The organism is Lutibacter sp. Hel_I_33_5 (assembly GCF_007827455.1).
GTDB lineage: Bacteria > Bacteroidota > Bacteroidia > Flavobacteriales > Flavobacteriaceae > Polaribacter.
This window is the reverse complement of the sequence record NZ_VISM01000001.1, coordinates 753,470-766,271: the sequence shown is the minus strand read 5'-3', so window position 1 is coordinate 766,271 and position 12,802 is coordinate 753,470. Positions and strand designations below refer to the sequence as shown.

General features: G+C 29.4%; 10 protein-coding genes. 6 read left to right on the top strand and 4 right to left on the bottom strand.

Annotation, left to right across the window (positions count from 1 at the left end; all coding sequences use genetic code 11):
• Nucleotide 1: 1 nt before the first annotated feature.
• From OD91_RS03315 to OD91_RS03290, 6 genes are all read left to right on the top strand, one after another.
• Complete coding sequence (locus OD91_RS03315) at nucleotides 2–322, top strand: DNA-directed RNA polymerase subunit omega (protein ID WP_144894977.1); 321 nt, start codon at nucleotides 2–4, stop codon at nucleotides 320–322.
• A complete protein-coding gene (coaBC, locus tag OD91_RS03310) occupies nucleotides 322–1,533 on the top strand; it encodes a bifunctional phosphopantothenoylcysteine decarboxylase/phosphopantothenate--cysteine ligase CoaBC (RefSeq protein WP_144894976.1) in 1,212 nt (403 codons plus the stop codon). Before OD91_RS03315 ends, coaBC begins: the two co-directional genes overlap by 1 nt.
• Before the next feature lie 79 nt (nucleotides 1,534–1,612).
• A complete protein-coding gene (locus OD91_RS03305) occupies nucleotides 1,613–2,503 on the top strand; it encodes a DUF4835 family protein (protein ID WP_144894975.1) in 891 nt (296 codons plus the stop codon).
• A gap of 26 nt (nucleotides 2,504–2,529) precedes the next feature.
• Nucleotides 2,530–4,182 (top strand): DNA repair protein RecN, encoded by a 1,653-nt coding sequence (gene recN / locus OD91_RS03300; RefSeq protein WP_144894974.1) that lies wholly within the window; start codon nucleotides 2,530–2,532, stop codon nucleotides 4,180–4,182.
• Between the two features lie 123 nt (nucleotides 4,183–4,305).
• Nucleotides 4,306–5,124, top strand: a complete 819-nt coding sequence (locus OD91_RS03295; protein ID WP_144894973.1) for an enoyl-ACP reductase — start codon at nucleotides 4,306–4,308, stop codon at nucleotides 5,122–5,124.
• 249 nt (nucleotides 5,125–5,373) lie between these two features.
• Nucleotides 5,374–6,342: a glycosyltransferase family 2 protein gene (locus OD91_RS03290; protein ID WP_144894972.1), complete on the top strand. Its 969-nt coding sequence runs from the start codon at nucleotides 5,374–5,376 to the stop codon at nucleotides 6,340–6,342.
• Between the two features lie 170 nt (nucleotides 6,343–6,512).
• Here OD91_RS03290 and OD91_RS03285 read toward each other — a convergent pair whose 3' ends face one another.
• The 4 genes from OD91_RS03285 to OD91_RS03270 form a co-directional block, all read right to left on the bottom strand.
• Nucleotides 6,513–7,217 (bottom strand): hypothetical protein, encoded by a 705-nt coding sequence (locus OD91_RS03285; protein WP_144894971.1) that lies wholly within the window; start codon nucleotides 7,215–7,217, stop codon nucleotides 6,513–6,515.
• Nucleotides 7,218–7,357: 140 nt separating this feature from the next.
• Complete coding sequence (locus OD91_RS03280) at nucleotides 7,358–9,799, bottom strand: glycoside hydrolase family 2 protein (protein ID WP_255513154.1); 2,442 nt, start codon at nucleotides 9,797–9,799, stop codon at nucleotides 7,358–7,360.
• Nucleotides 9,792–10,496, bottom strand: a complete 705-nt coding sequence (locus OD91_RS03275) for a copper homeostasis protein CutC (RefSeq protein WP_144894970.1) — start codon at nucleotides 10,494–10,496, stop codon at nucleotides 9,792–9,794. Before OD91_RS03275 ends, OD91_RS03280 begins: the two co-directional genes overlap by 8 nt.
• Nucleotides 10,496–12,772: a beta-N-acetylhexosaminidase gene (locus OD91_RS03270; RefSeq protein ID WP_144894969.1), complete on the bottom strand. Its 2,277-nt coding sequence runs from the start codon at nucleotides 12,770–12,772 to the stop codon at nucleotides 10,496–10,498. Before OD91_RS03270 ends, OD91_RS03275 begins: the two co-directional genes overlap by 1 nt.
• Between the last annotated feature and the right edge of the window lie 30 nt (nucleotides 12,773–12,802).

Below are 12,802 nucleotides of genomic sequence, written 5' to 3'. Positions count from 1 at the left end.
CATGGACTATAAAGAAACAAATGCAGCTGTAAGTACAATTACGTATGATAAAAATGCTATTGAAAAGCCAACAGAGAATATCTATGAGGCAATTTCTATCATCGCAAAAAGAGCTACTCAAATTAATTCTGACTTAAAGAAAGAATTAGTTGATAAATTAGATGAGTTTGCTACTTACAACGATAGTTTAGAAGAAGTTTTTGAAAACAAAGAACAAATTGAAGTTTCTAAATTTTACGAGCGTTTACCTAAACCAACTGCTATTGCTGTTGAAGAATGGTTAAACGATAAAGTATACCATAGAACTCCAGAAACAGAATAATGTCTGTTTTAAGCGGTAAGAAAATTCTACTTGGCATTACTGCCGGAATAGCCGCTTACAAAACGGCTAGCTTAGTCCGTTTATTTATAAAATCAGGCGCAGAAGTTAAGGTAATTATGACACCTGCGTCTAAAGATTTTATTACTCCGCTTACACTTTCTACACTTTCTAAAAACCCTGTTCATTCTACTTTTTATAATAAAGAAGATGAAAATGAATTATGGAATAATCATGTAGATTTAGGTCTTTGGGCAGATATTATGTTAGTTGCACCAGCAACAGCAAATACATTGTCTAAAATGGCAAATGGAACATGTGATAATTTATTATTAGCAACCTATTTGTCAGCTAAATGTCCTGTATATTTTGCTCCTGCGATGGATTTAGATATGTACAAACATCCATCAACTATAGAAAGTTTAGAGAAATTACAAAGCTTTAAAAATGTTATGATTCCTGCTACTTCTGGAGAATTAGCAAGTGGTTTGGTTGGTGAAGGAAGAATGGCAGAACCCCAAGATATTGTTTCTTTTATAGAAAATGAGATACTGTCTAAATTGCCTTTAAAAGGAAAAAAAGTATTATTAACTGCTGGTCCAACCTATGAAGCAATTGACCCTGTTCGTTTTATTGGAAATCATTCTTCAGGAAAAATGGGGTTTGCAATTGCAAAAGCTGCAGCTAATTTGGGAGCGGAAGTTATTTTAATTACTGGCCCTTCACATCAAAAAGTACAACACTCATTTATAAAAAGAGTAGATGTTACTTCTGCTGAAGAAATGTATACAGCAGCTCACACTTATTTTTCTGATGTAGATATCGCTATTTTATCAGCGGCAGTTGCAGATTTTAAACCAAAAAATGTTGCACATCAGAAAATAAAAAAGAAAGATGCAACGTTAACCATAGAGTTAGAAAAGACAAAAGATATTTTAGCTTCGTTAGGAGCAATTAAAAAAGAGCAATTTTTAGTAGGGTTTGCTCTAGAAACGAATAATGAAATAGTGAATGCAAAAGGTAAGTTGGAACGTAAAAACTTAGATGCAATAGTTTTAAATTCTTTACAAGATAAAGGAGCGGGTTTTGCAACGGATACCAATAAAATTACTATTATTGATAAAAATTTAAATGAAAAGGCATTTCAATTAAAATCTAAAGCAGCAGTTGCAGTAGATATTATGAATGAAATTCTTTTAAGAATAAAGAAGTAAGATTGTTAGAATCAAGACATTTTTGAAACATTAATGTAGTCTTGAATCTTGACTTTAGAAGTCTAAAATCTAAATATATATGCGTAAACTAGTTTTTCTTATTGGCTTATTTTTAATGATTGGCAATGTAAATTCACAAGAATTAAATTGTTTAGTTACTGTAAATCATAATCAAATTGCAGGATCTAATAAGCAAGTTTTTGTTACTTTAGAAAGAGCTTTAACAGAATTTATCAATCAAACTAAATGGACAGATAAAGAAGTAGAAATCGAAGAGAAAATTAATTGCGCAATTAATATTATTGTAACGGCTAGAAATAATAATAATTTTGAAGCAAGTATTCAAGTACAATCTACTAGACCCATTTATGGTTCTACTTATGCATCACCATTATTAAACTTAAACGACGATGATTTTTCTTTTAAGTATAACGAGTTTGATCCGTTAATTTTTAATCCAAATTCTTTTGATAGTAACTTAGTTTCTACCATTGTTTTTTATGTATACACCATTCTTGGTATGGATGCAGATTCATTTTCTGTAAAAGGAGGGGAAGTGTACTTAAAAGCTGCACAAAATGCAGCATTACAAGCACAACAAAGTGGTTTAGCAGCTTGGGAAAATCAAGTAGGTAAGCAAAATAGATTTATGCTGATTGATAATTTATTGTCGCGTAAACTAGGAAACTTTAGAACGGTTAATTACGATTATCACAGATTTGGATTAGATAATTTTGTGAAAGACCCTAAAGAATCTAAGCAAGCAATAGAAAACGCAGTTATTAAGTTGGAAACTATTTATAATAAATCAATAGGAAACTATTTAATTAGATTGTTTTTTGATGCAAAAGCTGATGAAATAGTAAATGTCTATTCCGATGAAACAAAAACAAATCAGCAACAAAGATTAATTACTGCGGTTAGAAAAATTTCTCCAAACAATAACCCTAAGTGGCAAAAAATTAATTAATTTTAGTTTTTTAAAACTAAAGATTCTTGCTAACTCAACTTTCCATAAATAATTACGCATTAATCAATCAATTATCTATTGATTTTTCTTCAGGATTATCTATAATCACAGGAGAAACAGGTGCTGGGAAATCGATTCTTTTAGGAGCATTAGGCTTAGTTTTAGGAAACAGAGCAGATTCATCAACATTAAAAGATACTTCCAAAAAATGTATAGTTGAAGCTAAAATTGCGATTTCAAATTATAATTTAAGAGATTTTTTTGACGAAGTAGATTTAGATTATGAAGACAATACAATTATAAGAAGAGAGATTCTTCCTTCAGGAAAATCAAGAGCTTTTGTAAACGATACGCCAGTCAATTTATCGATTTTAAATGAATTAAAATCTAAGTTGATTGATGTACATTCTCAGCATCAAACATTACAATTATCAGATACTAATTTTCAGTTTGAAGTTTTAGATGCGCTGGCTAAAAATCAAGAGAAAATAGCTTCGTATAAAAAAGGCTTAGTACAGTTAAATCAACTTAAAAAAGAACTGATTGTTTTAGAACAAAATCAGCGAGAAGCAAATCAGCAATACGATTATAACTTGCACTTGTTTAAAGAGTTAGAAGAAGTTAAGTTACAAGTAGCTGAACAGCAAACTTTAGAAGAAACTTTAGATAAATTAAATAATATAGAAGATATTAAGCTGAATCTTTCCGAAGCATTATCTATTTCTGTTGATGAGCAAGTAGGTTTACAAAATTCACTACATACTTTAGAAAATAGATTGCAAAAAATCGCTTCTTTTTCTAAAGAATATGAAGAGATTTCAAATCGAATTTCTAGTATTAAAATTGAATTAGATGATATTGTTAGCGAATTAGAAACCGCGAATGAAAGTGTAGAATTTAATCCAAACGAACTAGAAAAAACAAACGATAGATTACAGTTGATTTATAATTTACAGAAAAAACATTATGTAAATTCTATTGAAGAATTGTTAGTCGTTCATGAGCAATTATCAGAAAAAGTAGGTCAGGTAGAAAATGCGGAAGAGACTATTAATGCTAAAAAAGAGGCAATTAATGCAATCTCAAAAAAGTTAGATGAAGTTGCTAATTTAATTACAAAATCGAGAGTTAAAGTTATTCCGAATTTAAAAAGCGAATTAGAAGAGTTATTAGCAGATTTAGGTATGGAAAACGCACGTTTCTCAATCAATATAAATCAAACTAAAAATTACTTTAGTAACGGAAAAGATGAATTAGAATTTCTGTTTTCTGCAAATAAAGGTGGAAGTTTTGGTGAATTAAAAAAAGTAGCTTCTGGCGGAGAATTATCCCGTATTATGTTAGCTGTAAAAAAGACATTATCAGAAAATATACAATTACCAACCATAATTTTTGACGAAATTGATACTGGAGTTTCAGGTGAAATTTCTAATAAAATTGCAGCAATTATGCAGCAAATGAGTAAACATATGCAGGTAATTACCATAACGCATTTACCACAAATTGCAGCCAAAGGAAATAATCATTATAAAGTTTTTAAAGACGAAGTTGATGGAGTAACAACCACCAATTTAAAACAATTAAATACGAATGATAGAATTGTTGAAATTGCAGAAATGTTAAGCGGAAAAGATATTTCAGAAAGTGCAATGACACATGCAAAAGAATTATTGAATTAAATTAGTCAACAGTCAACAGTCAACAGTCAATAGTCAACAGTCAATAGTCAACAGTCAACAGTCAACAGTCAACAGTCAACAGTCAACAACCAACAACCAAAAACTAAAACCTAATAACTAGTTATGTACAATTTATTAAAAGGTAAAAAAGGAATCATATTCGGAGCGTTAAACGAACATTCAATCGCTTGGAAAGTAGCAGAAAGAGCTCATGAAGAAGGAGCAGAGTTTGTGCTAACAAACGCACCAATTGCCATGAGAATGGGGCAATTAAATGCTTTGGCGGAAAAAACTGGTTCACAGATTGTTCCTGCAGATGCAACCTCTATGGAAGATTTAGAAAACTTGGTAGAAAAATCTATGGAAATTCTAGGAGGAAAAATTGATTTCGTTTTACACTCAATTGGTATGTCTGTAAATGTGAGAAAAGGAAAACATTATACAGATCCTAAATACGATTTCACAACTAAAGGTTGGGATGTTTCTGCGGTTTCGTTTCATAAAATCATGAATGTTTTATACAATAAAAACGCCATGAATACTTGGGGAAGCATCGTAGCTTTAACATATATGGCGGCACAGCGTGTATTTCCAGATTATAATGATATGGCAGATAATAAAGCCTATTTAGAGTCTATTGCGCGTAGTTTTGGTTATTTCTTTGGACGCGATCATAAAGTACGTGTCAATACAATTTCACAATCTCCAACGCCAACAACTGCGGGTAGTGGTGTAAAAGGATTCGACGGATTTATAGCCTATGCAGATAAAATGTCGCCGCTTGGAAATGCAACCGCTTTAGAATGTGCCGATTATACCATTTCGTTATTTTCAGATTTAACTAAAAAAGTAACCCTACAGAATTTATTTCATGATGGTGGATTCTCAAATATGGGTGTCAGCGATGAAGTAATGGATAAATTTGTTGGAGAAGAAGAATAAATAAACGTCAATCTGAACTTGTTTCAGATTCTCATAATTAATTAAAATTTTAAGAAGCGTTTTCCTGCTTTTCATTATATCTTTTTGTGAAAAACAAAAAGGATGTCATTGCAATCAGGGCTAAGCTTGTTTGCAAACAAATAGATATTTAAAAATTGAAAGTTTTTATTTAAAAGCTTTCAATTTTTTTATTTCTTACTTTTGAAACCTTGAAACCTTGAAACCTTGAAACCTTGAAACCTTGAAACTTTGAAACCTTCAGAACTAAACTTTAGTATAATAATCCCAGTTTACAATCGTCCACAAGAAATTGACGAATTGCTAGAAAGTCTTACAAAACAAGATTTTCAAGACAATTTTGAAGTTTTAATTATAGAAGATGGCTCCACTGAAAAAAGCGAATCTATTATTGAAAAGTATAAAAATCAACTAGATATAAAATATTTTTTCAAAGAAAATAGTGGAGCAGGAGCAAGTCGTAATTTCGGAATGGAGAAAGCTTCTGGAAACTATTTTATCATTTTAGATTCAGATGTAATTGTACCAAAACAATATTTATCTCAGGTAAAAAAAGGGTTAGAAAATAATTATACGGATGCCTTTGGTGGCCCAGATGCAGCACATACTAGTTTTACAGCATTACAAAAAGCAATAAATTATTCTATGACGTCTGTTTTAACTACAGGAGGAATTCGTGGTAAAAAACAAGCAGTTGGTAAATTTCAACCAAGAAGTTTTAACCTAGGGCTGTCACAGACAGCTTTTAGTAAGACAAAAGGTTTTTCAAAAATGAAAAACGGAGAAGATATAGATTTAACCTTCCGTCTTTGGGGAAATGATTTTGAAACACAACTAATTGAAAAAGCATTTGTATATCATAAACGTAGAAGTACAATTCAGCAGTTTTTTAAACAAACTTTTGGTTTTGGAACTGCAAGACCAATTTTAAATAAAAAGTATCCAGAAACTGCTAAAATCACGTATTGGTTTCCAAGTATTTTTATTATAGGGTTAGACATCAGTATTATTCTTGCCATTTTTGGATACAATCAATTACTCTTTTTTTATGGGCTATATTTTCTGGTAATTTTTATAGATTCCTTGTTTCAGAATAAAAACTTGTATGTCGCTTTTTTAAGTATGATTACTTCTTTAACGCAATTTTTAGGATATGGATTGGGGTTTTTGGAAAGTATGTTTTTTAAGAAGGTTCGCTAACTGTTAGTATAAGAAACGTAGGGCAGTTGATAAGCGATACATTTCGCTTTGGTATTAAGCCAAATATAAATATTTTGCTTTTATCATTTTTAGTAAACGTCAAATTTTATATTTGGCGACTTTGCAAACAAATACAGACCTTTCGATTAAGCGCAAAAGCCCTATGTTTTTTATACCATGTTACGTGCTGTACTATTTTTATCATCATCATTTTCATCAGTATTTTTTTCCTTTTTAAATGCTCCAGTTAAAATTCCTAATCCAGAAAAGAATAAGACTAAAGTTGCAATTCCCCACCAGTCAAATTCAATAGAACCATTTTTGAAAAACCTTTTAAAGGTCCAAAAACCAAATATTAATGTAGTAATTACACCACCAAAAAGTTCTCCCCAACTAAAAATTTCAAATTTAAAAACAGCTTCTCTAATTTCTTTTTTATTTTTTTCTTCACTATCAATTTCTGGTTCGTCAAATGATGCTATTAAACCAATTAATGAACCAAAAGCTACTAGAGACAAAAAGAAGAATACTGTATCAAATTGTTTAATGATTACTTTATCATAAAGAAAGTAAGAAACTGAAATAAGAATTAATAAAGTTAAAAAGAAGCCTCTATAACTATTAATTCTAGTTGGTTTTCTATATTTTCTTTGAACTTCTCTTTCAATTGCTCGTTTAATAATTTCAGAATTAATTATATCAGAAGTTTTAGCTTTTTCTAATAATTCTATATCAGATAATATTTTTGTAGAAGACCTAGGAATTAATGGTAATACCTTTACATAAGCGATAAAAAGTCCAAATAACCCAGCAATAACACTAGATAATTGTTTTAAATCAATTTGTAATAAATATTCCTTTAAAGTTTCAATCATAAAAAATAAAGGTTTTATATATGTATAAGTATTGCTGGTAACGTAAACGCGTTTATTCAACGTTTCAACGTTTTAATGTTTTATAAACGTAGTTAGCGAAGTTCGGTTTTTTTTACCAAAAAGTCAAAGGGGGAAAACACCTAAATATTGTTAAGTGTTTTAATTTGTAAATCATCCAATTTTGTTGCTTTCGTTTTAAACTCAATAACTTTATTTTCATTAGGCAATAAATCAAAAAAGTTGTCAGAAAAATGTCCTTTCGCTTTTGAATATAAAAAAACGCCTTTTTGTAATACATCACTTTCTAAGGTAATTTTAAAACCTTTTTCAATTTTAGAAATTTGTTGCTCAATTTCCCCTTTAGGTAATTTTAAATTTTTAGGTTTAGAAAAATAGAAATACGATTTTTCATTATTAAATTCAGTTATTAAGAGAGTAGAGATTCTATCAAATTTATTTAAAGAAAACGTATAAAATTGTTGACTACTATTTTCTAGCAACTCAATTTCTTTTGAATCAAACCAAAGTTCTTTACCATAAAAATCAATCACTTTTAGTTTTAATTCACCTTTTAGTTTTTCAAAAGTATCATTTATAATAAATGTTTTTACAGAGTCCTTTTCAATTTTAGAAGAAATCAAAACATTTTCAAAAGCCTTTTTAGTTTTGTATTGTAGCGCTTTCCAATTACCAAAATAATCAATACTAGACCAAGAAATTGCTGGCCAACAATCATTTAATTGCCAATATAAAGTTCCCATATTGTAGGGTTTTGCTCTTCTGTGAGCTTCAATTCCCATTACAATTCCTTTAGCTTGTAACAGTTGACTTACATAAGCATAATCTTCATGATTTGTTGGGATTTTATAATCACGTTCCATGTATTCATCAATCAACTGAAAACCTCTCACATGTTTTTGATGCGATTTAATAGCATCTGTTTTTAAATCAATAGCATCTTTTTGATTGATATATTTTATAGTTTCAAAATTCGGAAAAGATTGAAAACCAAATTCACTCATAAACCTTGGCACATTTTCTTGTAGATGCTCAAAAGGATATGCATCATGCCAAATCCACCAATCATGTGCATCACCTTCGGATTTATATTTAGGATTTCCACGTCCGTATTTTGGAGAAGTTTCCCAATAATCTGTATCACTAAATTCGTTTACAGCTTTAGGCAAAATGGAATCGAAAACAGCTAAATAATCATTCCAAATTGCTTTCTTTTCTTTTTCGGTTCTATCAGCTTGCCAACCCCAACGTTTCCAACCTTCAGAGTTTTCGTTATTTCCACACCACAAAGCAATTGAAGGGTGATTTCTTAATCTTTTTACTTGTTGTTCAGCTTCTGTTTTTACATTTTCTAAAAAAGATTTGTCACCTGGATACATTGCACAAGCAAACATAAAATCTTGCCAAACTAAAATTCCTTTTTCATCACATAAATCATAAAAAACATCATTTTCATAAATTCCTCCTCCCCAAACACGTAACATATTCATGTTCGATTTTACAACGTCTGTAAGTAGTTTTTCATAATAAGTATTAGTGACTTTATTCTGAAAACTGTTTTGTGGAATGTAGTTAGCACCTTTCATATAAACAGGTTTTCCATTCAATTCAAACTCAAAAGATTCGCCAATACTGTCTTTTTTATTGATTAGTTTTATAGTTCTGATTCCATATTTTGTAGAAATACTATCTAAAATTTGATCATCTTTTTTTACAATAACTTTAATATCATACAAATAGGGCTCTCCTAAATTATGAGTCCACCATAATTTAGGATTTTTTATAGTAATTGGTATTTTGAGATTAGAGTTTTCAGAATGCAATTTATTGTTTAGATATACATCATATTTTAATTGTTCTTTTTCAATATATTGATTTTCAATTTCAACAATTAAATTTGCAGCAGAGTCTGTTACTGCATTTTGTTTTACATAAATATTCTCAATTTTATAATCATTCCAAGCATTGATAGAAATATTTTTCCAAATTCCAGAAGTATTTAATTTTGGTCCCCAATCCCAACCATATTGAAATTGTGCTTTACGTGAATAAATTCGTTTACCTTCTGGTAATTTGTATGGATTAATTACCTCTTTTTGAATTTCAATCTCATCCGTATTTTTAAAAATGATTTTTAAGTGATTGTCTTTTTTTGCTAATCTTTTAATGTTAAAAGTGAATTTTCTAAAAGCATTATCAGTTTTTCCTAACAAAGAATCATTTAGGTAAATAGAAGCATAGGTGTCTAATCCTTCAAAATTGAGTTCAATATTTTTTTTATTTAAGACTTCATCTGATAATTGAAAAGTAGTTCTATAAATCCAATCTTTTTTAGAAATCCATTGTACTTTATTTTCATTCGTTTTTATAAATGGATCTTCAATGATTTTATGAACTAATAAATCCGTAAATATATTTCCTGGTATTGTAGCAGAATTCCAACTTAACGTATCAATTCCTTTAAATTGCCAATTTTCATTCAAAGATATTTCTATTGGAAGGTCATTTTTTTGCTGACAGCCAACAATAATCAAAATTGATAAAAGAATGAGGATTTTACGCACTTTTAATCGCTTTTAAAATTTCTTGAATGGTTTTAACGTCAGATTCTGTTTGAATAGAATTACCAAAAAAGTTGCTATTTTCTTTACGGATAACTTTAGATGCAGAACTATGAACTTCTTTAAAACCAGCATTCTTAAATAAATGAATATTTGTAGGATTAATACCATTTCCAGGAAGAATTATGATTTTATCTTTAGCTAGTTCTTTAAGTTCAATTAATAGCTCAATTCCTTGTTCAGCTTTATCTTGTAAACCAGAAGTTAAAATTCTATCAACCTTTAAATTTATTAATTGAAGTAAACTTTCTTTTGGGTTTTTAACACAATCAAAAGCTCTGTGAAATGTAAAAGTTAAGGGTTTTGAAAGTTTAATTAGTTCTTTTGTACATTTTATATCAATAGAATTATCTGGATCTAAAATTCCAGAAACAATTCCGTTAAAACCGAGTTTTTTACAGAACTCAATATTGGACTTCATCAATTCAAATTCATCATCAGAATAATAAAAGTTACCACTTCTAGGTCTAATTAAAACGTTTACAGGAATTGTAATCTCTTCTGAAATTTTTTTCAACAAACCATATGAAGGTGTAATTCCTCCAACAGAAAGTTCAGAACATAATTCGATTCTATCTGCTCCAGCATTTTGAGCATTTAAAGCTGATTGATATGAGTTTGTACAGATTTCTAAAATCATTATTCTACAATTATTTCATCAATAAATGTCCAAGCTTTATGTCCTGCACCTTGTTTTCCTTCTGGGATTTCCCCAAAATTTTTAATGATAATTTCCACTTTAGTTACTTTAATAGTCTCAATTTCATACTTGTAATTCACTAATAAGTTATCTCTGTTATTAATTTGTCTGATGTCATTTATAGTTTTACCATCTTCAAGATGAAAACTAAAACCAATTTCATTAGGAGCATAAATCCATTGTCCATTTCCGTTATGAAATCTAGTAGATATAGAATTGATTTCTGTTGGTTTATCAAAATCAATGGTTATTTCAACATTTTCACCCCAAAAGCCCAACCATTCTTTATCACCATAACGTTTGTTACTTCCCGAAATTCCATTAATTAATGCCTTTTTTCCACCAGCATTATAACTTTTATGGGGTTGTACATTTAAAGTAACGTTTTTACCTAGTGCTTTGTGTTTGTTTATTGTTTCAGAAAAAATCAAACTAATTTGCTTTCCATTTTCAAAACTAGCGCCTTTAATTGTGATGTTTTTTTCTATTAAAAGAGGCTTTTTGTATACAAGAGAATTATTTGTTGGATTAGTTCCATCTATAGTATACCTAATTACTTTATCATTTGAAGATGTAGAAAGCGTGTACAATAATTGGTTGTTTTCTGAATGTAGGTTTCCAAAAACTTCATATAAATGATTTGCATAATTCACATTTAAATGATCCAAACGTTTTTGGAAATAAATTAAGCGCTGTTTAAAATCTCCATAATTTTTATTTTCTTGTTTAGACCAAACAACTTCACTTAATGCAATCATTCTTGGTAACGCCATATATTCAACTTTTTCTGGAGTTGGTATATATTCTGTCCAAACATTTCCTTGAGCACCTAACACATATTTACTTTCTTTTGGTGTTAATTCTTTGGGGATTGGATTAAAATGATATACTTTTTCTAGCGGAAGAAAGCCACCAATAGCTACAGGTTCATTTTCGTTAGTAGATTGATAATGATCAAAATAACAGTGAGATTGTGGTGTTAAAATTACATTGTGTTTTTGTTTTGCAGCTTCAACAGCACCATTTGTGCCGCGCCAAGACATTACAGTTGCATTTGGTGCTAAACCACCTTCTAAAATTTCATCCCAACCAATTATTTGTTTTCCTTTTGAGTTGATGTATTTTTCCATTCGAGTGATAAAATAACTTTGTAATTCATGTTCGTCTTTTAAACCTTCTTTTTTGATTAACTTTTGACAATGATTACAATTTTTCCATCTTGATTTTGGAGCTTCATCTCCGCCAATATGAATGTATTTTCCTGGAAATAATGGAATTACTTCATCTAATACATCTTCTAAAAATCTAAAAGTTGATTCTTTTGGACAATAAATATCTTCAAAAACGCCCCATTTTGTAGCAACTTCTACTTGTTTTCCTGTACAACCTAATTCAGGATAAGCAGCAATTGCAGCTTGAGAATGCCCAGGCATTTCTATTTCAGGAATCACAGTTATTTGTCTGTCTGATGCATATTTTACAATCTCTTTAATTTCTTCTTGAGTATAATAACCGCCATACTTTTTTCCATCAAATTTGTGTGGTTGATCTGAATAATGTCCAATCAAAGTTTCTTTTCTATAAGCTGCAATTTCTTGTAGTTTCGGATATTTTTTGATTTCAATTCTCCAACCTTGATCTTCTGTTAAGTGCCAATGAAAGGTATTCATTTTTAACATCGACATTAAATTGATATACTTTTTGATAAATTCAACCGAGAAAAAATGACGTGCAACATCTAAATGCATTCCTCTATATGTAAATTGAGGTTCGTCTTTTATGTCAATACATTGAATTGCGATTGATTTTGAATCAGTTTTTATTGGTATTAACTGAAGTAAACTTTGTACAGCGTAAAAAGCACCTTTAGAGTTTTTTGCAGTAATCAAAATTTTGTTTTCCTCAATTTTTAAAGAATAACCTTCGTTGTTTATTATTGTTTCATCAATTGTAAAAGAAATTATATTTCCAGTTTTAGCATCAGATAAATTTATTTGATACCCTTCATTTAAATAATTGGTAAAATAATTTGATACTGATTTTAACGCTTCATTCGCTTCTATTTTAGTCTCGTTATTTAAAATAAAAACCCCTTGCAAAATTTTTTCTGATAAAGGTTTAGGAATAATATTCGGAGAAACTGGATCAGAAGGTTTTTCTGAACATGATTTTATAAATAGAATAAAAACTAATAATATATAATGATGAAATTTCATTTTCTGTTATATTTGATACGAATTTAACAA

Coding starts and splice junctions, on each gene's coding strand:
- OD91_RS03315 (WP_144894977.1), top strand. CDS start 2: ATGGACTATAAAGAAACAAATGCAGCTGTAAGTACAATTACGTATGAT.
- coaBC (WP_144894976.1), top strand. CDS start 322: ATGTCTGTTTTAAGCGGTAAGAAAATTCTACTTGGCATTACTGCCGGA.
- OD91_RS03305 (WP_144894975.1), top strand. CDS start 1,613: ATGCGTAAACTAGTTTTTCTTATTGGCTTATTTTTAATGATTGGCAAT.
- OD91_RS03295 (WP_144894973.1), top strand. CDS start 4,306: ATGTACAATTTATTAAAAGGTAAAAAAGGAATCATATTCGGAGCGTTA.
- OD91_RS03285 (WP_144894971.1), bottom strand. CDS start 7,217: ATGATTGAAACTTTAAAGGAATATTTATTACAAATTGATTTAAAACAA.
- OD91_RS03275 (WP_144894970.1), bottom strand. CDS start 10,496: ATGATTTTAGAAATCTGTACAAACTCATATCAATCAGCTTTAAATGCT.
- OD91_RS03270 (WP_144894969.1), bottom strand. CDS start 12,772: ATGAAATTTCATCATTATATATTATTAGTTTTTATTCTATTTATAAAA.